The organism is Streptomyces sp. 1331.2 (genome assembly GCF_900199205.1).
Classification (GTDB): domain Bacteria; phylum Actinomycetota; class Actinomycetes; order Streptomycetales; family Streptomycetaceae; genus Kitasatospora.
The window spans coordinates 1,356,380-1,380,966 of sequence record NZ_OBMJ01000001.1 but is presented as its reverse complement, the minus strand read 5'-3'; the positions used below and the strand labels follow the sequence as shown (position 1 = coordinate 1,380,966).

The window sequence follows — 24,587 nt, the reverse complement described above, 5'->3', positions numbered from 1 at the left end:
CAGCTGTTTTTTGTTCGCCCGACCCGCCCCGCCTGCTCAGCAGGCGGTCGCGAGTTCCCCGGCGTCCGCCGCCCGCAGCCGCGCTATCAGCTCCTCCCGGGCCCGGGCGACCCGGGAGCGGACGGTGCCGACCGGGCAGCCGGCGACCTGGGCCGCCTCGGCGTAGCTCAGGCCGACCACCTGGGTGAGCACGAACGCCTCCCGGCGCTGGGCGGGCACCCGGTCGAGCAGGTCGTCGAGCGCGACCCCGTCCTCGAACCCGGCCTCCGGTGCGCCGCCCTGCCGCTCCGCCGCCTCCTGCCAGTCCGGCAGTGCCGCGCAGCGCGGCCGGGCGGCGGCCATCCGGTAACGGTCGATCACCGTGCGCCGGGCGATCGACAGCAGCCAGGTGCGGGCCGAGGAGCGCCCGGCGAACGCGGGCAGACCGCGCAGCGCGCGCAGGAAGGTCTCCTGCGCCAGGTCGTCGGCGGACTGCACGTCGGTCAGGTGAGCGACGAAGCGCCAGACGTCCCGCTGGGTGGCACGGACGAAGGCCTCGACGTCGGCCGCGCGGCCGGAGCGGGCGGTCAGTGCGAGCGCGGTGAGCTGTTCGTCATCCACGGCGTCCTCCGACCCGGCCGGTCACGCCGCGGGCGCTGTGCGAGACGATGGTCACATGAGATGTGCGCAGTTCCGGACCGCTCTGTCCGCCCGGCTCGACGGCGAACCGAGCGGTCTGCCGGACACCCGGCTGGACAAGCACGTGGCGCGCTGCACCGGCTGCCGGGAGTGGCTGGCCCGGGCGGAGCAGCTGGGCGGCCACGTACGGGCGGCCGCCGCCGACGGGCCCTCGGCCGAGTGGTCGGCCAGGCTGTCGGCCCGGCTGTCGGCCGAGCTCGCGACCGGGCAGGAGGGCGGCCCGCAGGCCGGGCAGCGGTAGGACGGTGGCGCCGGGCCGAGCCGGTGCGCCGTCGTAGTCAGGCATGGAAAGGTCCCGAGGGGAAGGCGGGGGACGGCGCCCGCGCAGGGCGGCGCCGTCGGCGTCCGTGGGCGGCCGCGCGGCTCGTCGCACCTCCCGGTCAAGCGGGAAGGCACGAGGGCGGACGCGGGCCCGCGCCCTGGCGGCACGCCGGCGGAAGGGCACGGCCGTACGGCAGGGCGACCTGCCCGTCGCGGGGTTCCGGCGGCCGGTGGCGGCCGGGGGAGCGGAGCGGCGGGCGCGTCAGCAGGCGAGGGCGAAGGCCGGCGGCCCGCGCCGGACCACGGCATGCGTGAGCAGCACCGACCGGGGCGGGCAGGCCGGGTCGTCGGTGGGCCGGGGCGGGGTCGGGGCCCGGTAGCCGAAGGGGCGTGCGAAGAGCGCCAGAAGCGGGAGCAGCAGCGCCCCCGTCACGACGGAGCCGAGGGCGCCGAGCAGTTCGAAGAGCCGGACCAGTGCCGCGTCGCCGCGCCACAGCAGCAGGGCGCAAGCCAGCGCGGCCAGCACGTGGGCGGCGGCCATCCCCGGCGACATGCCGTGCGACATGCCGTGAGTCATGCCCTGAGCCATGCCGTGCGACATCCCTTGGGACGTGCCGCCGGTCATGCCGGGCATCCCCGCCATCCCGGACAGGCCACCGTTCATGGCCATCGCGTCGGCCGACGGCCCCATGGTCGCGGTGCCGTGGTGCATCCCGGTCATCGGGTGCAGGCCGCCGGTGGCCGGTGGGGCGTCCGGGTCGATGCCCGCCATCCGGGCCAGTTCGACCGGCGAGAGTCCGCCGGGCGCGCGGTCCGGGTTGCAGAGCAGCAGGGCCGTCCAGTCCGTGGTGGCGAGCCGGCCGAGGCCGCCGCCTCCGCGGGCGAGCGCCCCGGCCTGTTCGAACAGCAGGTGCAGTGCGGTCTGCGCCGCGACCATCCAGGCGCTGATCGCGCCGAGCCCGCGCCGCTTCCCGGCGAGCAGCCAGGTCAGCCCGAGGACCGCCCCGAACGCGCCGGTCAGCACTGTCGGCGAGACCCCGGGCCCGGCCATGGCGACGTGCGCCGTGGCGGCCATCGCCACGCACAACGCGGCGAAGACCACGGCGCGCAGCTGGCGGATCCGGTCGGTCATCACGATGGCACTCATCGTCGCACCCGGCCCGCCCGGCCCGTACCGCACCCTCCGGTATTGGCCGGTTCCGCCCCGTGAGACCATGCCCGGCCGTTCGCCCGGAGGTCGGGTCGACGGCCGCCTTCCCGCACTCCAGTCCGAACGTCTGCTCGTACGACCATCGATGCAGCTTGACAAGTGGTCACCGCCTGATCACTAAATGTGCGCAGGCCGGCACGTGCGGTTTGCCCGTTCGTTCCGTACATGTCGGAACGATGCCGTCCAGTAGCAGGGAGGTCCGACCTTGGAGACGCCGACGGACGCCACGCAGGGCCCCGCCGACCAAGTCGCCCGCGCGGACCAGGCCGACCTCGCCGACCTCGCCGACCTCGCCGACCCCGGCTTCTGGCGGCTGCCCGCCCCCGCCCGCGCCGCCGCCTTCGCCGAGCTGCGCCGCCGCCCCGGCCCGGTGTTCTTCGGCGACCGCGCCACCGGAAGGGGCTTCCACGCCCTGGTCCGCCACGCCCACGTGGCCGAGGCCAGCCGCACCCCCGCCGTCTTCCTCAGCGGCCCAGGCGTCACCACCCCCGCCCCGGCCCGCTGGGTCCGGCTGCTCTTCGGCGACTCGATGGTGAACCTGGACGACCCCCGCCACGCCCAGCTGCGCCGGATCGTCTCCCGGGCCTTCACCCCGCGGCTGCTCGGCCGGGTCGAGGAGGACGTCCGCCGGATCAGCACCGCCCTCGTCGACCGGGTCGAGCGGGAGCGGCCGGAGGACTTCGTGGCCGCCGTCGCCGCCGAACTCCCGTTCCAGGTGATCTGCACCATGATGGGCATCCCCGAGCAGCCGCGCCGCGCCATCCTCGACCTGGTCAACCGCACCTCCGCGGACATCGGCGTGGCGCGCTCGCTGCGCGACCGGCTCCGGTCGCCCGGCCGCGGGCTGCGGGCGCTCGCCCGGATGCAGGGCATCGTGGCCGGGATCGGCCGGGAACGCCGCCGCCGGCCGGCGGAGGACCTGATCTCCGCGCTGGTCACCGCCGACGTCGACGGCCGCCGGCTCACCGGCCGCGAACTCGGCGCCTTCTTCACCCTCCTGCTGGTCGCCGGGGTCGAGACCACCCGCAACGCACTCGCCCACGGCCTGCACCTGCTGACCGTCCACCCCGAACAGCGCGCCCTGCTCCTCTCCGACCCGGACGGCCGGCTCGGCGGCGCGGTCGACGAGATCGTCCGCCATGCCACGCCGATCATCCAGTTCCACCGGACCCTGGCCGTCGACCACGAGCTCGGCGGCCCCGGCGGCCCGCTGCTGCGCGCGGGGGAGAAGGTCGCGCTGTTCTACGGGTCGGCCAACCGCGACGAGGCCGTCTTCCCCGACCCGGACGCCTTCGACATCACCCGCACCCCCAACCCGCACCTCGGCTACGGCGGCGGAGGCCCGCACTACTGCCTCGGCGCGCACCTGGCCCGACAGGAGATGACGGCGCTGTTCCGTGAACTGTTCACCCGCCTGCCCGAGGCGCGTTCGGTCGGCGAGCCGGAGCTCGTCCCGTCCAGCTTCGACCACCGGGTCCGTTCGCTGCGCTTCACCTTCTGAGCCCCCGCGGTCTCGCACCGTACCCGGCGAACCGACAGCTCCCGATCGCCAGCTCCCGATCGCCAGCCCCCGAATCGGACTTCAGCTGCCGCGTCGTCAGGACCGGCCACCTCCACGCCGCCCTGCCCGTGTTGCGTCTCCCCGGTGCTGGTGGCGGGCGTCACGGCGAGCGCGTGAGAAGGGGAGCACAATGCCGGTCATGACCGATCGTCCGCTGCCCGAAGGCTCCGTCCGTCCCGCGAGCGCCGGGGGTGAATCCGCCGGAGGTGAACCCGCAGGTGGCGGGCCCGCCGGAGGTGCGCCTGCCGGAGGTGCCACCGCCGACCGCGCCACCGTCGACCGTGCGACCGCCGATGCCTGGGCGGCCCTCGGCGGACCGCCCGACCTGCTGGAGCGGGTGAGCTTCCACGGCCCGCAGGACGTCCTGCCCTCCGGCCTGCCGGTGCGGCGTCTCGCCCGGGCCACCGTGGCCGCCTGCTCGCTCGCCGCCGCCGAACTGGCCGCCCTGCGCAGCGGTGGCCCCGTACCCGCCGTCCGGGTGGACGAGGGTGCGGTCGCCACCGCCTTCGTCAGCGAGCGACACCTGACGGTCGACGGCCGTACGCCCGTCAACTTCGCCCCGCACTCCGGCTTCTGGCGCACCGCCGACGGCTGGGTGCGCACCCACGCCAACTACCCGCACCACCGCGCCCGGCTGCTCGCCGCCCTCGACCTCGCCGCCGACGCCGGGCCCGAGCAACTCGCCGAGATGCTCCGCACGCTGCCGGCCGAGCAGGTCCAGGAGCGCGCGTACGCGGCGGGGGCGCTCGCGGTGGCTGTCGCGCCGGTGAGTACGGCCATGCACCCCCTGGTGGAGAAGTGGGAGGTCGACGTCGTCGGCGGCGAGGCCGAAGGCGCCGCTGCCGCCGGGGCCCGTCCGCTCGGTGCGGCCCCGGTGGACCGGCCCGCCGCGGGGGTCCGGGTCCTCGACCTCACCCGGGTCATCGCCGGCCCCGTTGCCACCCGCACCCTCGCGCTGCTCGGCGCCGACGTCCTGCGCATCGACTCGCCCCGACTGCCCGAGGCCGAGGACGCCCACGCCGACACCGGCTTCGGCAAGCGCTCCACCCGCCTCGACCTCGCCGAGCCCGCCGAACGCGCCGTCTTCGAGGAACTGCTGGCCACCGCCGACGTCGTCGTCAGCGGCTACCGCCCCGGTGCCCTCGACGCCCACGGCCTCGCCCCCGACGCGCTGTTCGCCCGCCGCCCCGACCTGGTCGTGGCCCAGATCTGCGCCTGGGGCTGGCGGGGCCCGTGGGCCTGGCGACGCGGCTTCGACAGCCTGGTGCAGGCCGGCGTCGGCATCGCCGGCCACGAGGCCGGCCCCGACGGCCGACCCGGCGTCCTGCCCGCCCAGGCCCTCGACCACGGCACCGGATACCTCATCGCCGCCGCCGTCCTGCGCGCCCTCACCGACCAGCGCACCCGCCGCCCCGGCGGCCGCCACCTGCGCTTCGCCCTCGCCGGCACGGCTTCCTGGCTGCTGCACGGCATCGAACCGGAGAAGCCGGCCCAGGCCTCGCCCGAGCCCCACGCCCCCGAGGTGCACGCCCCCGAGGCGCACGCCGCCGAGGCCTACGACCCGTCCCGGTGGCTCGTCGAGACGGACTCCGCGTACGGGCGACTGCGCCACGCCCTGCCGCCGATCGGGTACGAGGGCGCGCCCACCGACTGGTCGCGCCCGCCCGGGCGGTGGGGGACGGACGCGCCGGTCTGGCTCTGACCCCGGCGCCACCCGACCGGCGTTGTCGGTGGGGTCCGGCATCATCGGGGCCATGACCACCGCACACGCCACCGACTACACCTGGTTCGAACAGCGCTACCCCGTCCTGGGCGAGGCGTACTGCCTCACCCAGGTCCGGGGGATCTCCGCCGAGGAGCTGCTGCGGCGCTTCGACGCCCTGCCCGGCCGCGAGGTCACCGGGCTGGGCGCCGTGGTCCAGGCCTGGGAGACCTTCGACGACGGTGAGGACGAGGAGGCCGAGGCCCTGCTCGGCGAGGACGACGACCGGCTGCTCGTCGCCGTCACCGAACTGGACGGCTGGGCACTCGCGGTCGAGGCCTTCGGCTACCTCGGGAGCCTGTACGAGCTGATCCCCGGCCTCGCCGACGGCACCCGGCTGGTCTCGCACTACCGGGGCGCCATGGGCGAGGACCACTTCAACTGGTGGGAGCACAGCGACTGCCGGCTCCAGTTCGAGCCGCTCTTCGCCGACCAGCGGCACGGCTCGGACGCCGACGCCCCGGGCACCGTCGAGCTGCTGACGGCCTGCGGCTTCCACCTCGACGGGGAGCGGTACGAGCTGCACACCGAGGCCGCGTTCGCGCTGGCCGAGCGGCTGACCGGGGTCCGGCTCACCCCGGAAGGGCTGGAGGCCGCCACCTTCCGGCTCGGTTACGCGCCGCGGCCGTGATGCCGGCGCCGGCATCACGGCCGCGGCGTCCGCGATCCGCTGGTCAGGTCCCCGAGGGGATCTGCTTGGCGCGACTTCGTACCTGGACCGCCGTCACGATCTCGATCAGGCCCAGGATCACCAGCCAGCAGCCGGCCAGAACGGCCAGCGCGGCGATCGACTCGACCGGCCAGACCAGGAGCAGCACGCCGGCCAGCGTGTTGGCCACGCCCGCGAAGGCCTGCCAGCCGCGGGCCGGCATCAGGGGGTCGGAGATCGCGGCGGCGAGCTGGGTGATGCCGCGGAAGAGCCAGCCGATGCCGATCCAGAGTGCGAGCAGCACCAGCGACCGCACCGCGCTGCGGAAGCAGAGCAGCCCCAGCAGCACGCAGAGCGCCCCGCTGATGAAGGCCATCACCCGTAGTGCGGTGGTGACGTGGGTGCCGAAGGCGGCGACCAGCTGCACGATGCCGATCACCAGCAGGTAGAGGCCGAAGAGCACGCCCACCACCAGCAGCGTCTCCTCCGGCCAGGCGAAGACCACGATCCCGAGGGCGAGCGAGGCGAGTCCGGCGACCAGCAGGACCTGCCAGGCGGCCTTGGCGAGCATGCCGAGCGGTCCCTGGATCGGGGAACCGTCGGGGGTGACGATCGGAGGAACCACGATGGCATACTCCTCGGGCTGAATTCGACGGGGAGGGAGACGGAGAGGGAGAGGGGACGGAGCGCAGGGAACGACGGGCAGGGAACGAACCCCAGCCTCTTCGCACCGCCGCCGGACCGCGTGCCGGATACCGCCGTTCGAGGGATTCGCCGCAGTCGCCGGAACGACATCCTCCGGACACTCGCCGTCGATATCATCCGGCGGTATGACTTCTGAAGGGTGGGGGACCCCTCCGGTCGAGCCGATCTGCCAGCACTACATCGTCTGCGGGGGCAACGCGCTGGCGCACCGGCTGATCCTGGAACTCGTGGAGCACTACGAGGTCCCGGTCGTCGTCCTGGTCGCCGACCGGACCCGCGACCACGCGCCGCAGATCGAGCAACTCGCCGGAGTCGCGGCCGTTGTGGAGTACACCAGCATCACCGACGAGGCCCTGCGCGCGGTGTCCATCGGCACCGCCCGCGGCCTGGCCCTGGTCGAGGGAAGCGACCAGGAGAACATCCACGCCGCGCTCAGCGCGCAGAATCACAACCCCGACATCCGCATCGTGTTCCGGATGTTCAACCAGCGGCTCGGCGAGAACATCGAACGGCTGCTCAAGAACGGCGCCGCACTCTCCGGCTCCGCCACCGCCGCCCCGGCCTTCGCGGCCGCCGCGCTCGGACGCCCCAACTCGGTCGAGGTCGACGGGCGTTACCTGCACATCGCCTTCGACGACGCGATCACCTCCGACCGACTCTGCGTGGTCGCCGACCAGATCGACCGGCAGGACCTCAGCAAGATCCGGCTGCTGCCCGAGCAGCAGGGCGACTCGGCCGAATTCGTTCGGCTCGCCCGCGAGTTCGGCGACGACGGACCGATCCGGCCCGGAGGCTTACGGCGCGAACCCGAACCCGAACCCGAAGCCTCGATGGACGCTGGCACCGAAGCTGGCACCGAAGCCGCCGCCGACCCCGACACGGCCGACCCCGTAACGGAACGGGAACCGGGCGGCACCGCCGCGCTGCAGGTGCTGCGGATCGAGCCACGGGAACCGATCGGCTGGCGGCGGCGGTTGCGTTGGCGGCTGCTCGACACCATGCGCTTCTTCACCAGCGCCCGGATGCGGATGGTGCTGCTCACCGCCCTCGCGGCCGTGCTGATGGCGTTCGGCGTGCTCTGGTACCTCAACCGGGACTTCGGCTGGACCGTCTACATCTCGCTGCTCGACCTGGCCGGGGCCGCCCAGCCGGACCAGCCCTCCGACATCGCCGCCGGTACGGGCACCGGCGGCCTCTGGCAGCGGGTCGCCCAGGTGGTGATCACCATCTGCGGGATCACCTTCGCGCCGGTGGCCACCGCCATCGCGGTCGAGGTGCTGGGCTCGGGGCGGCGCGGGCAACCGCGCAACCCCGGGGCGGGTACCCGGGACCACGTGATCGTCGTCGGACTCGGCAACGTCGGCACCCGGGTCGCCACCCAACTGCACGATCTGGGCGTGCCGGTGGTGTGCATGGAGCGGGACCCGCAGGCGCGCGGCATCGCCGCCGTCCGGGCGCTCGGGATCCCGGTGGTGATGGGCGACGGCCCGTTCGAGCAGCAGCTGCGCCGGGCCAGGCTGAAGCACAGCCGGGCACTGGTCGCGGTGAGCGGCGACGATGCCACCAACCTGGAGGCCGCGCTGGAGGCACGGCACGGCAATCCCGAAGTCCGGGTGGTGGTGCGGCTGTTCGACGACAACTTCGCCGGGCACTTCTACAAGACGCTGGACAACGCGGCCTCGCGGTCGGTCTCCTACCTGGCCGCGCCCGCCTTCGCGGCAGCGCTGATGGGGCGGGAGGTGCGCGGGACGCTGTCGGTGTTCCGGCACGTGCTGTTGATCGCCGAGTTGACGGTGGAGGACGGCAGCGGGCTGATCGGCCTGAACCGGCACGACCTGGAGGACCCCGGCGGCGTCCGGGTGATCGCCGTCCGCCTCGCCCGCAGCGCGCAGGTGCAGTGGAACTTCCCCGACCGCACCCGGCAGCTCGCCCCGGGCGACCGGATCGTGGTGGCCGCCACCCGCAGCGGGCTCGCCCGGCTGAACACGGCGGCGGTGGAGGAGTGAGCCGGCGGGGCGGGTGACGACCGACAGCTGACAGATTTCAGATGATGAAATCTGTCAGCTGTCATCTGTTATCTGTCATCTGTCAGCGGTTGGTGAAGGACGGCGGGCGCTTCTCGGCGAAGGCGGCCATGCCCTCCTTCTGGTCCGCCGTGGCGAAGGTCGCGTGGAAGAGTCGGCGCTCGAAGCGGACGCCCTCCGCCAGGGTGGTCTCGAAGGACCGGTTGACGCTCTCCTTGAGCGTGATCGCCGCCGGGGTGGACATCGCGGCGACGGTCTCGGCGGTGGCCAGCGCCTCCGCGAGCAGCTGGTCGGCGGGGACGATCCGGGAGACCAGGCCCGCTCGCTCGGCCTCCTCGGCCCCCATCATCCGACCGGTCAGGCACAGCTCCATCGCCTTCGCCTTGCCGACCGCCCGGGTCAGCCGCTGCGAGCCGCCGATGCCGGGGATGACGCCGAGCTTGATCTCCGGCTGGCCGAACTTCGCGGTGTCCGCCGCCAGCAGGATGTCGCACATCATTGCCAGCTCGCAGCCGCCGCCCAGGGCGAAGCCGGCGACGGCCGCCACCACCGGCTTGCGCAGCGCGCCGAACCGGTCCCACGGGCCCAGCCAGTCGTCCAGGTAGACGTCCGGGAAGCGGTTGCCCTGCATCTCCTTGATGTCGGCGCCGGCCGCGAAGGCCTTCTCCGAGCCGGTGATCACCAGACAGCCGATCTCCGGGTCCCGGTCGAAGGCGGTCGCGGCCGCGACCACCTCGTTCATCAGCTGGGTGTTCAGCGCGTTGAGCGCCTTGGGCCGGTTGAGCGTGATCAGCCCCACCCGGCCCTTGCGCTCGACCAGGATCGTCTCGTAGGTCTCGGTCTCGGTCATCGCCGTCGACTCCCATTCCGCTGCTCGGCGCCGCGCGGGCGCGCCCTGACCACCCAACGATCTACGACGTGCCCCGCCTCGCGCCAGTCTTGACATGCGAGACGCCGGTCACGAGCCGTCGACCCGAGCCGTCGACCCGGGATATCGACCCGGGACGTCGTCAGGCCAGGCCCAGCTCTTCGCCCTCGCGCGGCGCGAGGAAGCGGGCGACGTCGGCCTCCGTCACCTCGGCGAGGGTGGCGGGCTCCCAGTGGGGGTTGCGGTCCTTGTCGATCACCTGGGCGCGAATGCCCTCGACCAGGTCATGGCCGTCCAGCGCCGCGCAGGAGATGCGGTACTCCTGGTCGAGCACGGCCTCCAGGGAGGGCAGCGTACGGGCCCGGCGCAGCGCGGCCAGGGTGGCCTTGACGGCGGTGGGGGAGTTGCCGAGGACCAGCTCGGCCGCCTCCTTCGCCTCCGGGACACCGGAGTTCAGCAGGTGCTCGACGATCTCCTCGACCGTGTCGGCCGCGTAGCAGGCGTCGATCCAGGCGCGCTGCCCGGCCAGGACGGCGGGCGGCGCGGGCTCGGCGTGCGCGGCGACGACGGCATCGACGGCATCGACGGCGGTGACCGGCGTGGCGGCCGTGGGCAGGAGGTCGGTGGCGGCGGCGCGGGTGAGGGCGTCGAGCAACTCCGGTATCCGCGCGGAGGGCACGTAGTGGTCCGCGAACCCGCACAGCAGCGCGTCGCCCGGGCCCATCGAGGCGGAAGTGAGACCGAGGTGGAGGCCCAACTCGCCCGGGGTGTGGGCGAGCAGGCGGCTGCCGCCGACGTCCGGGACGAGGCCGATCCGGGTCTCCGGCATCGCGACGGTGGAGCGCTCGGTGACGATCCGGACCGCGCCGTGGGCGGAGAGGCCCACGCCACCGCCCATCGTGATGCCGTCCATCACCGCGACGTACGGCTTCGGGTAGCGGGCGATCAGCGCGTTCAGCAGGTACTCGTCACGGAAGAACGCCCGGGTGCCGGCCCCGCCCGCCTTCGCGTCGTCGTGCATCGCGCGGATGTCGGCGCCCGCGCACAGGCCGCGCTCGCCCGCGCCGGTCAGGACGACGACGCGCACCCGGTCGTCGGTGGACCAGGCGTCCAGGGTCGCGCGCAGGGCGGTGATCATGCCGTGGGTCAGCGAGTTGAGCGCCCGCGGGCGGTTCAGCACGAGCCGTCCGACGCTGCCGTCCAGGAACGCCTGGACCTCCGCCACCTCTGCGTTCATCGGGCCCGCTCCCGTTCCTCGGTGATGTCGACTCCGGCCGTGCACGTCCGTGTCCACCGTACCGGGGGCGGTGCGCAGTTGTGATCACCGGGCCGGGCTCCGGGGAAAGGAGGGGTGACGCCCCTTTGTCGAGCCGGTCCGGCTCAGGGCCAGGCGCGCAGGGCGAGTTCGGCGGTGCGGGCCAGGTCGTCGGCGGTGGCGCCGTCCCGGGCCTGCTGCGACATGCCCTGGATGACGGTGGCGAGGAAGCCGGCCAGTGCCTTCGGGTCCGCCTCGGGCGGCAGTTCGCCCTCCTCCACGGCCCGGCGCAGCCACGCTTCGAAGCCCCGCTGGTTCTCGTTGCGCAATTCGCGCAGCCGGGCCTGAATGCCGGCGTCCTGTGCGGAGACGTTGGTGGCGGCGGAGATCACCAGGCAGCCGGCCGGGTGGGACGGGTCGGGGTAGATGGCGGCGGCCTCGCGCAGGATGCGGGCGAAGGCTCCGTACGCGGTGGGCTCCTCCGCCAGCGCGACCGCCGCGAACGCGCCGACGGGCGAGCTGCCGTATGCGCGGACGACCTCCTCGAACAGCGAGCGCTTGTCGCCGAACGCCGCGTACAGGCTGCCCGGGCGCATGCCCGTGGCGGCCGTCAGGTCGGTGACGGAGGTGGCCTCGTAGCCGCGCTCCCAGAACAGCCGGGTGGCTGCGGCCAGGGCCTCGGCACGGTCGAAGGTCGGCGGGCGGCCGCGCCTGGGGCGGGCCGGGGTGGCGGGGCCTGTTCCGTGGGCGGGGCCCGGGTCGGGGGCGGCCGTCGCGCCGTCGGTCGCCTGTGCTCCTGCCGTTGCCTCGGTCATGCGTTGAATTTTAGAGCACTCACTCAAGAAGTGTGTGCTAGGTTATTTCTTGAGCGATTGCTCAATAATTATCGGGATGCAACGCCGATTGCGACAGGAGGAGGATCTGTCGTGGGCGCGTACGGACTTCGGGACAGGACGGCGCTGGTCACGGGCGGTAGTAGGGGGATCGGCCGGGCGATTGCCCGCCGGCTCGGACGGGACGGCGCCACCGTGGCGGTCGGCTACGCCCGCGACGCGGCGGCGGCCGAGGAGGTGGTGGCGGGCATCCGCGCCGACGGCGGCCGGGCGTTCGCGGTGCGGGCCGAGCTCGGCCGGCACGGCGACGCGGCCGCACTGTGGGACGCCTTCGACGCCGGGATCGGGGCGCACGCCCCGGGCGGCGGGGTGGACATCATCGTCAACAACGCCGGGATCGGCCGAAGCGCGGACCTCGGCGCGCTGACCGAGGAGCAGTTCGACGAGCTGTTCGCCGTCAACGTCCGTGCACCGTTCTTCGTGGTGCGGCACGGGCTGGAGCGGCTGCGGGACGGCGGCCGGATCGTCAACATCTCCAGTGGTGCCGCACGGCTGGCGATGCCGGAGATCATCGCCTACGGCGCGACCAAGGGGGCGCTGGACACCTTCACCCTCAACCTCGCCAAGCAGCTCGGGCCACGCGGGATCACCGTGAACTCGGTCGCCCCCGGCATCGTGGACACCGACGTCAACGCGGGCTGGCTGCGCGGAAATGCGGAGGCGGAGGCCTACGCGGCCTCGGTCGCCGCGCTCGGCCGGGTCGGGCAGCCGGAGGACATCGCGGACATCGTCGCCTTCCTCGCCTCCGACGACGCGCGCTGGGTGACCGGACGGGTCATCGACGCCACCGGCGGCGCGGGGCTGTAGGCGCGCGGGGCGCGGGCGCGGGGCGAGGGGCGCGGGCGGGAAAACAGATGACAGCCGACAGATGATGAAATCTGTCGGCTGTCATCTGTCTTCTGTTATCTGTTCTCCGTCAGCCGTCAGCCGTCAGCCGTCAGCCGTCCGCCGCTACCCGCGCACCCGTCCGGTCACCTCGCCGAAGCCGACCACGGCCCCGTCCGGGCCGGGCGCGGTGGCGGTGATGGCGACCTCGTCGCCGTCCTCCAGGAAGGTCCGGGTCGTCCCGTCCGCGAGCTTCAGCGGCTCCTCGCCGTTCCAGGTCAGCTCGATCAGCGCGCCCCGGGTGTCCGGCTCCGGCCCGCTGACCGTCCCCGAGGCGAACAGGTCGCCGGTGCGCAGCGAGGCGCCGTTGACGGTCATGTGGGTCAGCTGCTGCTGCGCAGTCCAGTACATGGTGGCGAACGGCGGGCGGGACACCAGGTGTCCGTTCAGCCGGACCTCCATGGCCAGGTCCAGGCCCCACGGCTCGCCGCCCCGGTCGTCCAGGTACGGCAGTGGCTCGACGTCGCGCTCCGGCGGGGTGACCCGGGCGTGCTGCAGGGCGTCCAGCGGGACGATCCACGGCGAGATCGAGGTGGCGAAGGACTTGCCGAGGAACGGGCCCAGCGGCACGTACTCCCAGGCCTGGATGTCGCGCGCCGACCAGTCGTTGAGCAGGCAGACGCCGAACACGTGCTCGCGGAAGTCGTCCAGCACGACCGGCTTGCCCAGCTCGGACGGCGTGCCGACGACGAAGCCGACCTCGGCCTCGATGTCCAGCCGCCGGGACGGCCCGAAGCCCGGTGCCGGGTCGGTGGGCGCCTTGCGCTGCCCGTACGGCCGCACCACCGGCGTGCCGGAGACCACGACCGTCCCCGCCCGCCCGTGGTAACCGATCGGCAGGTGCTTCCAGTTGGGCGTGAGCGGCTCCGAGCCCGGGCGGAAGATCCGGCCCAGGTTGGTCGCGTGGTGCTCGGAGGCGTAGAAGTCGACGTAGTCGGCGACCTCGAAGGGGAGGTGCAGCTCGACCTCGTCCACCGGCAGCAGCGCCGGCGACAGCGCCTCGCGGAAGGACTCGTCCGTGAGCCAGGTCGTCAGGTCCGCCCGCACCCGCGTCCAGACCGGACGCCCCGCCGCCATCAGCGGGTTGAGCGAGTCCGCGTCCAGCAGCGTGGACGGCGCGCCGGCCGCGCGGGCGGCCGCCCCGGCGTCCAGGACGAAGTCCCCGACGCGCACGCCGATCCGGCGCCGCCCGGGCTGGTCGGCGGCGGTGAAGACGCCGTACGGCAGGTTGTGCACGCCGAACGGCGAGTCCTGGGCGCTGGCGAGCCAGCTGCGGGGGCTTCCGGCGGTGGTCAACGGTCCTCCTGGGGCAGTGGACTGGGCGACGACAGCAGGCCGAGCGCGGCCAGGTCGCCCAGGGGTTCGGCGATGCTGCAGGTGCCGAACGCGGTGAACGAGTTGCGGATCACCGTAACCTGACGATCCGTCAGTGCACGTACCGCCTTGGCCAGTACCTCGCCGTCGCGCTCCGCGAGCACCGCCGCGGCCGCGGCCGCGTCGGTCTCCTGCGCGGCCAACAGGACGTTCAGGAAGCCGTGGTGCTCGAAGCCGGTCTCCCGGTCGGTGTGCCGGACGGCGTTGTGCAGCCCGGCCGTGCACTTGTACGGCAGTCCGCGCCGCGCGCAGCCGGTGAGGAAGGCGGCCAGCTCCTGCTCGTCCGGGAACGCCTCGGCGATCAGCCCGCCGGTGCGGAACTTCGCCCGGTACGCGCTGTCCACCAGGACGTCCAGGACGGCGTCCAGCCCGTCCCCGCGCAGGAGTTCGCGCGGCAGTTCGACGGCGGCCGGGACGTCCGGCGGGAGCAGGCGGTCCAGCTCGGCGACCGCCTCGGCGGCGTCCCGGGTGGCCAGCTCGACGCCGGCCAGCTCGAACGGCGCGGCGGCGGCGAGCGCCGGGGCGAGCTCGGTACTGCCCCCCGGCAGTACGAGCCCGACCCTGAACCGCGCGCCGCCCGTCACCGGACCGCCCGTCACCGGACCGCCCGCTGCAGCCGCGCCGCCCGCGGCCGCCGCGGCCAACTCGCCCAGCCGACCCGGCCCGCAGAGGAACGGCCCGACCGCCTCGGCGTACCAGGCCGCACGGTGGGCGCGGTGCGCGGGCACCGCCTCGGCGACCGGCAGGTTCCCCGGCGGGAACACCGCCGCATCGTCGAAGAGCCCGCGGAACAGCTCCGGGATCGCCCCGGCGTCCGGGACCAGGCCCCCGGCAGCGGGGATCGCATCCCCGGTGGGCAGCGTGCTCATCGCCCGGGCCCCCGACCGGCCCAGGTCCAGGCGTAGTTGCCGTCCTCGCTGGCCCGGCCGCCCTCGCCGAGTTCCAGCGGGCGGAAGGTGTCCACCATGACGGCGAGTTCGTCGAAGAACTCCACGCCGATGCTGCGCTCGTACGCGCCCGGCTGCGGCCCGTGGGTGTGACCGCCGGGGTGCAGCGAGATCGAGCCCTGGCCGATGCCCGAGCCCTTGCGGGCCGCGTAGTCGCCGCCGCAGTAGAACATGACCTCGTCGCTGTCCACGTTGGCGTGGTAGTACGGCACCGGGATCGACAGCGGGTGGTAGTCCACCTTGCGCGGGACGAAGTTGCAGATCACGAAGTTCTGGCCCTCGAACACCTGGTGGGCCGGCGGCGGCTGGTGGATCCGCCCGGTGATCGGCTCGTAGTCCCGGATGTTGAAGGCGTACGGGTACAGGCAGCCGTCCCAGCCGACCACGTCGAAGGGGTGGTGCGGCACGGTGTAGCGGGTGCCCGAAATCCCCTGCGGGCCACGGTGCTTGACCAGCACGTCGACGTCGCCGGGAGCGTCCTCGACCAGCAGCGGGCCGACCGGTCCGCGGAAGTCCCGCTCGCAGTACGGCGCGTGCTCCAGCAGCTGGCCGTACTTGGACAGGAAGCGCTTGACCGGGGTGATGTGGCTGTTCGCCTCGATGCAGTACGCGCGCAGCGGCTCGTCGCCGGCCGGCACCCAGCGGTGGGTGGTGGCGCGCGGGATGAGCACGTAGTCGCCCTGGCCGACCTCGATCGAGCCGAACACCGTCTCGACCGTGCCGGAGCCGGACTCCACGTACACGCACTCGTCGCCGAGCCCGTTGCGGTACAGCTCGCTCGGGGCCCCGGCGGCGACGTACGAGATCCGCACGTCGCCGTTGCCGAGGACCAGCCGGCGGCTGCTCACGACGTCGGCGGACTTCCACTCCTGGCCCGCGAACAGCTCGTGCAGCTTGAGGTGGCGGGGGAGGAGCGGGTGGTTGGGCACGGTGGACTGGTCCGGCAGCTCCCAGGGCACCGCGTTGACCACGGCCGAGGGGATGCCCCGGTGGTAGAGCAGCGAGGAGTCCGAGGAGAACCCCTCCTCGCCCATCAACTCCTCGTAGTACAGCCCGCCTTCGGGGGTGCGGTGCTGGGTGTGCCGCTTGGGCGGGATGCTGCCCAGCTGCCGGTAGTACGCCATCTCCGTGGTCCTCCTCGACCGTCCGTCAGAGCTCTCCGACGATCACGACACTCACAGGTTGCCGCGTCGGTCCTGCTCGCGCTCGATCGACTCGAAGAGCGCCTTGAAGTTGCCCTTGCCGAAGCCGAGCGAACCGTGCCGCTCGATGAACTCGTAGAAGACGGTCGGACGGTCGCCGATCGGCTTGGTGAAGATCTGCAGCAGGTAGCCGTCCTCGTCGCGGTCGACCAGGATGCCGCGCTTCTTCAGCTCCTCGATCGGAACGCGGACCTTGCCGATCCGCTCGCGCAGCTCCGGGTCGTCGTAGTACGCGTCCGGGGTGTTGAGGAACTCCACGCCGCGCGCCCGGAGCACGTCCACGGTGGTGAGGATGTCGTTGGTGGCGAGCGCCATGTGCTGGCAGCCGGGGCCGGTGTAGAACTCCAGGTACTCGTCGATCTGGGACTTCTTCTTGGCGACGGCCGGCTCGTTGAGCGGGAACTTCACCCGGTGGTTGCCGCTGGCGACGACCTTGGACATCAGCGCGGAGTACTCGGTGGCGATGTCGTCGCCCACGAACTCGGCCATGTTCACGAAGCCCATGACGCGGTTGTAGAACGCCACCCACTCGTCCATGCGGCCCAGCTCGACGTTGCCGACGGCGTGGTCGAGGGCCTGGAACAGGCGCTTGGGCGAGCCCGCCGGGTGGGTCACCTTACTCTCCGCGACGACGTAACCCGGCAGGTAGGGGCCGTGGTAACGGGAGCGGTCGATCAGGGTGTGACGGGTCTCGCCGTAGGTGGCGATGGCCGCGCGGCGCACCGTGCCGTTCTCGTCCGAGACGTCGTTCGGCTCCTCCAGGACGGTGGCGCCGGAGGCACGGGCGTGCTCGATGCACTTGTCGACGTCCGGGACCTCCAGGGCGAGGTCCACGACGCCGTCGCCGTGGCGGCGGTGGTGGTCCAGCAGCGGGCTGCCCGGCTGGACCCCGCCCTTGATCACGAAGCGGCAGGAGCCGGAGCGCAGCACGTACGCCTTGCGGTCGCGGCGGCCGGTCTCCGGGCCGGAGTAGGCGACCAGCTCCATGCCGAACACGACCTGGTAGAACTGGGCCGTCTGGGTGGCGTTGCCGACCACGAAGACGACCGCGTCCTGGGCCGTGACCGGGAACGGGTCGGCGGCGGCGTCGTGCTCGACCAGGCCGACGAGGCGGCGCAGCTGGTCGGCGTCAAGACCGGCCTCGCGCTCCTCGGGGGTCAACTCAAGGGCGTGGGACTGCGTGGTCATCGCTCGTTCCTCCACTTCGGGCCTCGGCTATGAGGCTCCCGCTGGATCGCGACCGCACCGCGGATGGGTGGGCGGTGCGGTTGCGGAGAGCTTGCTCCTGTCGGGATGGTTGGGCAACAGGTCGGTTTTTCACTGCTCAATGTGTACAAGCTGGCCAGGAATTACTGCGTTGCGCTGCGCAAATTGCGCTGCCTATCGGGGGTGACGCACGAAGTCTGCGCAATCGGCGTCGACGGGTCGTCCACGGATCGGTCCATGGATCGGTCACGGGTCGACGGTCGCGGACCCGGGCTCGGGGAGGTGGCGCAGGAACCAGTCCCGGGCCAGCTCAGCGACCTCGTCGAGGGCTCCGGGTTCCTCGAACAGGTGGGTCGCGCGCGGCACCACCGCCAGTTCCCGCTCGCAGCGGAGCCGGCGTGCGGCCCGCCGGTTGAGGTCCAGGACGGTGACGTCCAGGGCGCCGACGACGAGCAGCGTCGGGGCGCTCACCCGGCTCAGCTCCTCGGCCCCGGCGAGGTCGGGGCGGCCGCCCCGGGAGACCACGGCGCGCACGGCCGGGCCCAGCTCGGCGGCGGTGTGCAGCGCGGCGGCGGCGCCGGTGCTGGCGCCGAACAAGCCGAGCGGCAGGCCGCGGGTCTCGGTCACGGCCGCGGCGGCGGATTCGGGTGCGGCCTCGGGTTTGCTGCCCGTGTTCAGCTGTCGGGCGACGGCGGTCAGCCGAGAGCCCAGCAGCGCCACGTCGAACACGTTGCGCCGGTCCGCCTCCTCGGCCTCGGTGAGCAGGTCGAACAGCAGTGTGGCGAGCCGGGCACGGTTCAGCCGGTCGGCGACGTACCGGTTGCGCGGGCTGTGCCGGCTGCTGCCGCTGCCGTGCGCGAAGACCACGATGCCGAGCGCGCCGGCCGGTACGGTCAGCCGGCCCGCGAGCCGGACCCCGGCGGCGGGCAGCACCAGCTCCCGGTCCACCCCCGCGGCCGTCCCGGACGTCGCCCTCGCCGCCGCTGGAGCCGCTGCCGCACTGTCGTGGGCCTCGGCGAGCAGCCGCAGCACCTCCTCGTCCTCGGTCTGCGAGAAGTCGGCGTAGAACTCCCCGATCGCGAAGAACGGGGACGGCGTGCTCACGCAGACCAGCTCGTCGGCGACCTCGTCGAGGCGGTCGATCCAGTCCCGGGGTGCCACCGGCACGGCCAGCACCACCCGGGCCGCACCACGCTCCCGGACGATCCGGCACGCCGCCCGGGCGGTGGAACCGGTGGCGATGCCGTCGTCCACCACGACCACGACCCGGCCGCGCACGTCCGTCGACGGGCGGTCGCCCCGGTAGCGACGGGCACGGCGCTCCAGTTCGACGCGCTCGCGCCGCTCCACCTCGGCCAGCTGGTCGTCGGTGACCGAGGCGAGCCGGATGACCTGCTCGTTCAGCACCCGGACGCCGCCCTCGCCGATCGCGCCCATGCCCAGCTCGGGCTGGTAGGGCACGCCGAGCTTGCGGATGACGCAGATGTCCAGCGGAGCGCCGAGCGCCGCCGCCACCTCGGCGGCCACCGGCACGCCACCCCTCGGCAGCGCCACCACCACGGTGTCGGGGCCGCTCAGGTGCCCGAGCCGGGCGGCCAGCCTGCGGCCCGCGTCGGTGCGGTCGGCGAAGGGGGTGAAGTGTGTTCCGGTGACGTGCATGACACGGCCTCCGGTTCCACCGTACGTCCGTACGTCCTTGTGCGCGGGGCCGTCCGACGGGATCGAGAGTGGGATCGCGGCCGGGATCACGAGTGGGATCGCACGTGGGATCGGGCGTGGGATCGGGCCGGGACCGACCGGGATCCGACCCGGGATGCGAGTGGGCTGCGGACGGGATCCGGACGGGATCCGGACGGGACGGAACCCCCGTGTGGACGGGACAACGGGCGGCGCACGGTGGGTCACAGAGGCGGACCGCAGGGCCCGCCGGAGACCGGAAGGAGCGCCGAAATGCCGGGCACCGTCATCACCGACCTGCGCCGACGAGGCGCCGTCGACCCCGGCCGCCTGCTCGCGGGCCCGCTGCGCGGCGTCGGCCTGCAGCGGCTCGAACCGGGCCACCGCACCGAGGTGGCCGCCGACGGCGTCGAGCACGCGCTCTACGTCACCGCTGGCTCCGGGCTCGCCGAACCGCCGGAGAACGCGGTACGGCCGGACGCCGCCGCGAACGACGACCAGCCGTACGACCCCGAGCCGCAGGACTCCGGCATCCCCCTCGTGGAGGCCACTGCCGTCGTCCTCCCGCTCGGGAGCCGGACCGTCCTCACCGCCGGCACCGCCGGGATGGAGTACTTCCACGCCGTCCTGACCGTCCCCGCCGGCCGCCCCATCCCGCCGAGCGGAGATGAACCCGCATGATCGTCACCACCGACACCGGCGCTGCCATGGTCGTCCTCGGCCCGAACGGCGAACGCGTCCGGATCCGCTCGCTGGCGCGGCGCTCGATGCTCACCAGCGACTGCGAGGCCTTCGACCACCTGCGGCTGAGCCCCGGCGCCCATCACGTGCTGACCGGCCGGCCCGACGCCGAGACCGTCCTGCACGTGCTGCGCGGCGCCGCTGTCGTCGGACAACTCTCCGACGAGGCCGACTACTTGGCCTCCGAGGGTGACCTGTTGCTGGCCCGCCGCGGCCGGACGCTGCGCCTCGAAGCCGGGCCGCTCGGTGCCGAACTGCTCTGCCTCACCCTCGCCGTCCCCCGGCACAACGCCGGTACCCGGGCCGCCCTGGCCAGGCGCCGCGCCGCCCGCCGCGACCGGCCCTGAACCCCACCCGTCGCGGATCGCCCGTCCCCCGTCCCAGGAGACCAGAAGTGATCGTCGTCCCCCTCGCCGTCCCCCGCACCTCGCCCGTCCTCCGGCGGCTGATCGACCCGGAGCAGCGGCCGTCCGTCCGCGCCGGGCTCACCGTCGAGACCCTGCCGCCCGGTGTCCGTCTCGACCAACTCCCGTACGGGTCGGCCGAGTCGGTGACCGTGGTGCTCTCCGGCCGACTGTCCGCAGCCGGCCGGATCCTCTCCCCGGGCGAGGCGCTGCACCACCGGCCCGGCAGCACCTGCCGGCTCACCGCCGTCCGGGGCGCACCGACCACGGTGCTCACCGTCCGGCCCACCCCGTCCCGCGCCGGCATCCCGGCCCAGCGCTCGGGCCCCGGCCCCGCCCGGGCCTGGCGCCAGGTCGAGGTGGCCACCGTGGACCTCGAACCGGGCGGCCTCTGCGGGCCGTTCGAGGAGCGGGCGGCCGACGTCTTCCTGCTGGTCCTCTCCGGGCCCGGCGTCTTCCTCGGCGAGCTCGGCGAAGTGCCGCTCTACCCGGGCGACTTGGTCTACGCCAGGGCCAAGGAGCGGTACGGCCTGCGGGCCGGATCGCACAGGCCGGTCACCGCCGTGCTGGGCCGCATCCACGCGCCGGGCGCCGAACCGGGACCGGAATGGGACGTCAAGCCCATGCGCTCGGGGCGTGTCCGTCCGCAGAGTTGAGAGTGACCGATCGACCACGACCGGTCGCCCGGAAGAAACAGGAGTACCTCCTCATGGCAACCAACACCACGACCACGGCGATCTGCGCGGCCGGCGTGCTGGGGGGCCTGATCGCGGCGGCGATGGCGCTGCGCAACGCCTGTTCCGCCTCCGCTTCGGAGTCCCGTGGCCGCCTCGCCCCGTCCCCGGTGGTGACACCGGACGGTGGTGGCGGCGTCGGCTGCAAGCTCGGCAACTGCGGAGTGCCGCCCACCCCTCCGGGGCCGGCCGCCTGATCACAGCTGACAGGTAACAGATGACAGGGAACAGATGACAGATTTCAAACTCTGTCATCTGTTCCCTGTTCCCTGTTCCCTGCTCCCCGTCATCCGTCCGCCTCCCCCACCGGGTCAGCTCACCGGTCGGCCGTAGCCGATCGCGGCAGGATCGCCAGCACCTGAGTGCCCCCGTTCGTCGGCAGTGCGCGAACGGTGCAGTGCCCGCCGATCTCCGCCGCGCGGTCCGCCATCGACCGCAGCCCCACTCCGCCGCCCGGCTGCTCGCCGATGTCCTCCCGGTACCCCACCCCGTCGTCCTGCACGGTCAGCATCAGGGCCTCCTCGTCCACCCGCAGCGCCACCCGCGCCGTCCGGGCCCGGGCATGCCGGAGCACGTTGTTGAGCGCCTCCGCCGCGATGCGGTAGGCCGCGACCTCCACCGCCGCGGGCAGCTCCGGCAGCGGGTCCGGCGACAGCTCCGCCGTCACGGTCAGCCCGGCGCCGCTGAAGGCGTCCGTCAGCTGCCGGACGGCCCGGGTCAGCCCGAACTCGCCGAGCGGCGCCGGCCCGAGCCGGTCGGTGATCCGGCGGACCTCCTTGATCGTCATCCCCAACCCGTCCGAGACCCCGCTCAGGGTGTCCGCGAGCCCGTCGTCCGCCGACGTCGCGGCGTTGTCCACCCGCAGCCGAAGGCCGGCCAGCGCCGGTCCGAGCCCGTCGTGGATGTCCCGCCGCAGCCACCGCCGTTCCTCCTCCCGCGCCGCGACGATCTGCTCCCGGCTGGCCTGCAGGTCCTCCTGGAGCCGCAGCGAGGCGACCGCCGGGGAGGCCTGGTCGGCGAGCGAGCGCAGGATGTCGATGTCACTGGCCTCCAACCGCGTCTCGCCCGCCCGCAGTCCGACGGTCAACTCGCCGATCGGCAGCCCGTTGTGGACCAGTGCGAAGTCCTGGCTGCGCCCGTCCAGCCGTCCGGCGGTGGCCAGCGTCCGGCGCCCGGCCCGGGTGGTGACGGCGAGGGTGACCCCGGGCAGCCGCAACTCCTCGGCGACCGTCGCGCACAGCGTCTCCGGCAGCCGCGCCGGGTCGACGACCTGCCGCACCCGGCCCGCGAGCGTGCGCAGCACCTGGTACGGCTGCGCGCGCTCGCCGTAGTACAGCCGGTCCACCAGGGCGACGACCCGCCTGGCCGCCCGCGGCAGGGCCGCGCCGAGTGCGTACACCAGGGCGATCAGCAGTAGCGCCGCCCCGCCGCGCCCCGGCAGGAGCCAGCCGGAGAGCAGCGCGGCGGCCACCAGGAACAGTCCGGTGACCCCGGTGCCCAGCAGCAGCCCGATCAGCACGCTGCGGGCCGCCCGGTCGAGCCGCCAGCCGTGGTCCCGGACGACCAGGTACGCCACCGCGACCGCCCACACCAGCCCCGCGGCGGCGAACAGCGAGTAGCTGAGCCAGTAGTGCTCGGTGAAGTTCCGTGAGTACAGGTCCTGCATGCCGGCCCAGAACAGGTAGGCGCCGAGCATCGCCGCCACCCGCAGGCGGTGTCGAAGGACCTCGCGCCCGTCGCCCGCCCGGCGTGGACGCAGCAGGCGGGCCAGGAGGACGGCGCTCACGATCCCGACCAGGAATTCGCTGACCAGCAGGTCGTGGCCGCCCAGGGCGTCGGTGGCGGTGGCGAAGATGTGCGCCGGCGGGTTGCCGGCCAACGGGTTGGGTCGGCCGAACTGCCGGGGGCGGTCGAGCCGTTGGGCCATCTCCGGGACCACGAACAGCGCGACGGCGCCGATGTACCACCACCAGCGCCGGGTCGTCAGCCGCCCGTCCGGCAGCCAGAGTGGGAGTACGTAGAAGATCGTCACGTTCACCGAGTTGCAGAGCGCGGCGAAGGCGGCCACGGCGCCGACGATGCCCGGGTCGGTGACCTCGACCGAGACGGGCGCCGCGGCCGCGTCCGGCAGGATCTCGGTCAACGCGTAGACCAGCAGCACCCAGCCGAGCGGGCTGCCGGGGCGGTGGGCGTGCAGAATCATGCCCGCCCCCGCGGTCGGGAGGGCGTAGATCAGGTTGCCGAGTTCGTCGCGGGGCTGGTGCACGCCCGGATCGCCGAGATGGACGAGCACGTAGCAGATCCACAGCGTCGAGGCGACGACGCAGACCGCCGTGGCGATCGCGGCGGCGGTCAGCTGTCGCTCGGCCGGCGTGCGGCGCCGGGCGGAGGTCACCGTGGTCATTGGCACCACCTCGCAGACGGGCTGGGCCGGTGGGGTCGACTCCGGTGGTGCGAACCCCCCCGGCGGTACGGACCTGCGGCCGGCGGGACGGTCGACGGCGTGAACCGAGCCGGGTTCCAGTCTCGACGGCCCGGTGTCCCGGGTGCCTGAGGCAGCGGTCTCGGATCCGGCCCCGGGCCCGGCCCCGGAACCCGCCCCGATGTCCTGCCCGGGTGTCCTGCCCCGCCCGCCACGCGGACGACTTCCGAGCATGTCACGGAAAGTAGCCAGTTCGCCGCTGGTAGTGTCGGCCGGGTGGATGAAACGCAGCCTGTGGAACCCCCGGACCCGGGCGGCACACCGCCCGTCCGTGTACTGATCGTCGACGATCACCCCCTCTTCAGGGAGGGGCTCAAGGCGGCCCTGGAGAGCGCCGAGGGCGTCCTCGTGGTCGCTGAGGCCGAGCGGGTCGCCGATGTGCCGGAGTCGGTCGCCCGGCACCGCCCCAACGTGGTGATCATGGACCTCTCGCTGCCGGACGGCTCCGGGCTGGAAGCCGTCCGCCGGCTCGCGACCCAGGAGGCGCCGCCGCCGGTGCTGATGCTGACCATGTCCGACGACGACGGCAACCTGCTCGCCGCCCTCCAGGCGGGCGCGCGCGGCTACCTGGTCAAGGGTGCCGGGCGGGAGGAGGTGCTGCACGCCGTGCGCACGGTCGCAGCCGGCGGCGCGGTGTTCGGCGGCGAGGTGGCCGGACGGATCGCCGCCCTGCTCGCCGGGGCCAGGATGCGCGAGGCGGGGCAGCTGTTCCCGGACCTCACCGCCCGCGAGGCCGAGGTGCTGGACCTGGTCGCGCGCGGGCTGGACAACCGGCGGGTCGCCCGGGAGCTGGTGGTCGCGGAGAAGACCGTCCGCAACCACATCACCCACATCTTCGAGAAGCTGCACGTCGCCACCCGCGCCGAGGCGGTCGCCCGGGCCCGCGACATGGGCCTCGGCGACAGCTGAGCCGCCCGCTGGGGCGACAGCTGGGGCGACAGCTGAGCCGTCCGCTGAGCCGTCCGCTGAGTCGACGACTGAGCCCGCACGCATGCCGCGACGTGCACACGTGAAACCGGGGGTGCCGGTCCGCCGACCGGCACCCCCGGGGTCCATCCGGTACCGCTGC

The 24,587-nt window shown here is 73.6% G+C and carries 23 protein-coding genes; 11 read left to right on the top strand and 12 right to left on the bottom strand.

Annotation, left to right across the window (positions count from 1 at the left end; translation table 11 throughout):
* Window positions 1–36 precede the first annotated feature (36 nt).
* The gene (locus CRP52_RS05945) at window positions 37–600 is read right to left on the bottom strand and encodes a sigma-70 family RNA polymerase sigma factor (protein WP_097235431.1); all 564 of its coding nucleotides are present in this window, start codon (window positions 598–600) and stop codon (window positions 37–39) included.
* A gap of 55 nt (window positions 601–655) precedes the next feature.
* Between CRP52_RS05945 and CRP52_RS05940 the strand changes: the two genes are divergently transcribed.
* Complete coding sequence (locus tag CRP52_RS05940; RefSeq protein ID WP_097235430.1) at window positions 656–919, top strand: zf-HC2 domain-containing protein; 264 nt, start codon at window positions 656–658, stop codon at window positions 917–919.
* 282 nt (window positions 920–1,201) lie between these two features.
* Here the strand turns inward: CRP52_RS05940 and CRP52_RS05935 are convergent, their stop codons facing one another.
* Window positions 1,202–2,086, bottom strand: a complete 885-nt coding sequence (locus CRP52_RS05935; RefSeq protein WP_143685656.1) for a hypothetical protein — start codon at window positions 2,084–2,086, stop codon at window positions 1,202–1,204.
* 268 nt (window positions 2,087–2,354) lie between these two features.
* On the opposite strand from CRP52_RS05935, the gene CRP52_RS05930 reads away from it, so the two are divergent.
* The 3 genes from CRP52_RS05930 (at window position 2,355) to CRP52_RS05920 (ending at window position 6,103) form a co-directional block, all read left to right on the top strand.
* A complete protein-coding gene (locus CRP52_RS05930) occupies window positions 2,355–3,650 on the top strand; it encodes a cytochrome P450 (protein ID WP_097235428.1) in 1,296 nt (431 codons plus the stop codon).
* Between the two features lie 199 nt (window positions 3,651–3,849).
* Window positions 3,850–5,412 carry a CoA transferase gene (locus tag CRP52_RS05925; protein WP_097239868.1) on the top strand — a complete coding sequence of 521 codons (1,563 nt, stop codon included), beginning with the start codon at window positions 3,850–3,852 and terminating at the stop codon, window positions 5,410–5,412.
* Window positions 5,413–5,464: 52 nt separating this feature from the next.
* Entirely contained in the window at window positions 5,465–6,103 is a 639-nt protein-coding gene (locus CRP52_RS05920) for a DUF6461 domain-containing protein (RefSeq protein ID WP_121178566.1), read from the top strand.
* Window positions 6,104–6,146: 43 nt separating this feature from the next.
* On the opposite strand, the gene CRP52_RS05915 is transcribed toward CRP52_RS05920, so the two are convergent.
* A complete protein-coding gene (locus CRP52_RS05915) occupies window positions 6,147–6,746 on the bottom strand; it encodes an HdeD family acid-resistance protein (RefSeq protein WP_306458841.1) in 600 nt (199 codons plus the stop codon).
* Window positions 6,747–6,951: 205 nt separating this feature from the next.
* Here CRP52_RS05915 and CRP52_RS05910 point away from each other — a divergent pair, with 205 nt between their 5' ends.
* Window positions 6,952–8,832, top strand: coding sequence for an NAD-binding protein (locus CRP52_RS05910; RefSeq protein WP_097235426.1), 1,881 nt, complete (start codon window positions 6,952–6,954; stop codon window positions 8,830–8,832).
* A gap of 82 nt (window positions 8,833–8,914) precedes the next feature.
* Here the strand turns inward: CRP52_RS05910 and CRP52_RS05905 are convergent, their stop codons facing one another.
* The 3 genes from CRP52_RS05905 to CRP52_RS05895 form a co-directional block, all read right to left on the bottom strand.
* Window positions 8,915–9,700: an enoyl-CoA hydratase gene (locus CRP52_RS05905; protein ID WP_097235425.1), complete on the bottom strand. Its 786-nt coding sequence runs from the start codon at window positions 9,698–9,700 to the stop codon at window positions 8,915–8,917.
* Window positions 9,701–9,860: 160 nt separating this feature from the next.
* Entirely contained in the window at window positions 9,861–10,955 is a 1,095-nt protein-coding gene (locus CRP52_RS05900) for an enoyl-CoA hydratase/isomerase family protein (protein ID WP_097235424.1), read from the bottom strand.
* Window positions 10,956–11,098: 143 nt separating this feature from the next.
* Window positions 11,099–11,788 (bottom strand): TetR/AcrR family transcriptional regulator, encoded by a 690-nt coding sequence (locus tag CRP52_RS05895; protein ID WP_097235423.1) that lies wholly within the window; start codon window positions 11,786–11,788, stop codon window positions 11,099–11,101.
* Between the two features lie 111 nt (window positions 11,789–11,899).
* Here CRP52_RS05895 and CRP52_RS05890 point away from each other — a divergent pair, with 111 nt between their 5' ends.
* Complete coding sequence (locus CRP52_RS05890) at window positions 11,900–12,673, top strand: SDR family oxidoreductase (RefSeq protein ID WP_097235422.1); 774 nt, start codon at window positions 11,900–11,902, stop codon at window positions 12,671–12,673.
* 144 nt (window positions 12,674–12,817) lie between these two features.
* Here CRP52_RS05890 and fahA read toward each other — a convergent pair whose 3' ends face one another.
* The 5 genes from fahA to CRP52_RS05865 form a co-directional block, all read right to left on the bottom strand.
* Window positions 12,818–14,047: a fumarylacetoacetase gene (gene fahA, locus CRP52_RS05885; RefSeq protein ID WP_097235421.1), complete on the bottom strand. Its 1,230-nt coding sequence runs from the start codon at window positions 14,045–14,047 to the stop codon at window positions 12,818–12,820.
* Complete coding sequence (locus CRP52_RS05880) at window positions 14,044–14,994, bottom strand: hypothetical protein (RefSeq protein WP_218893068.1); 951 nt, start codon at window positions 14,992–14,994, stop codon at window positions 14,044–14,046. The genes fahA and CRP52_RS05880 overlap by 4 nt, the downstream gene beginning before the upstream one ends.
* Window positions 14,991–16,196, bottom strand: coding sequence for a homogentisate 1,2-dioxygenase (locus CRP52_RS05875; protein WP_097235420.1), 1,206 nt, complete (start codon window positions 16,194–16,196; stop codon window positions 14,991–14,993). Before CRP52_RS05875 ends, CRP52_RS05880 begins: the two co-directional genes overlap by 4 nt.
* 51 nt (window positions 16,197–16,247) lie before the next feature.
* Window positions 16,248–17,462, bottom strand: coding sequence for a 4-hydroxyphenylpyruvate dioxygenase (hppD, locus tag CRP52_RS05870; protein ID WP_097235419.1), 1,215 nt, complete (start codon window positions 17,460–17,462; stop codon window positions 16,248–16,250).
* Between the two features lie 264 nt (window positions 17,463–17,726).
* Window positions 17,727–19,139, bottom strand: coding sequence for a phosphoribosyltransferase family protein (locus CRP52_RS05865; protein WP_097235418.1), 1,413 nt, complete (start codon window positions 19,137–19,139; stop codon window positions 17,727–17,729).
* 291 nt (window positions 19,140–19,430) lie between these two features.
* On the opposite strand from CRP52_RS05865, the gene CRP52_RS05860 reads away from it, so the two are divergent.
* The 4 genes from CRP52_RS05860 to CRP52_RS05845 are packed head-to-tail and all read left to right on the top strand — an operon-like array spanning window position 19,431 to window position 21,233.
* Window positions 19,431–19,838: a hypothetical protein gene (locus tag CRP52_RS05860; protein WP_097235417.1), complete on the top strand. Its 408-nt coding sequence runs from the start codon at window positions 19,431–19,433 to the stop codon at window positions 19,836–19,838.
* The gene (locus CRP52_RS05855) at window positions 19,835–20,245 is read left to right on the top strand and encodes a hypothetical protein (protein ID WP_097235416.1); all 411 of its coding nucleotides are present in this window, start codon (window positions 19,835–19,837) and stop codon (window positions 20,243–20,245) included. Before CRP52_RS05860 ends, CRP52_RS05855 begins: the two co-directional genes overlap by 4 nt.
* A 47-nt stretch (window positions 20,246–20,292) precedes the next feature.
* Entirely contained in the window at window positions 20,293–20,958 is a 666-nt protein-coding gene (locus CRP52_RS05850) for a cupin domain-containing protein (RefSeq protein WP_097235415.1), read from the top strand.
* A gap of 53 nt (window positions 20,959–21,011) precedes the next feature.
* Window positions 21,012–21,233, top strand: a complete 222-nt coding sequence (locus CRP52_RS05845; RefSeq protein ID WP_097235414.1) for a hypothetical protein — start codon at window positions 21,012–21,014, stop codon at window positions 21,231–21,233.
* A gap of 119 nt (window positions 21,234–21,352) precedes the next feature.
* Here the strand turns inward: CRP52_RS05845 and CRP52_RS05840 are convergent, their stop codons facing one another.
* Window positions 21,353–23,440: a sensor histidine kinase gene (locus CRP52_RS05840; protein ID WP_101948151.1), complete on the bottom strand. Its 2,088-nt coding sequence runs from the start codon at window positions 23,438–23,440 to the stop codon at window positions 21,353–21,355.
* 294 nt (window positions 23,441–23,734) lie between these two features.
* Here CRP52_RS05840 and CRP52_RS05835 point away from each other — a divergent pair, with 294 nt between their 5' ends.
* On the top strand, window positions 23,735–24,427 hold the full coding sequence (locus CRP52_RS05835; protein ID WP_257032311.1) for a response regulator: 693 nt from the start codon (window positions 23,735–23,737) through the stop codon (window positions 24,425–24,427).
* Window positions 24,428–24,587: the final 160 nt, after the last annotated feature.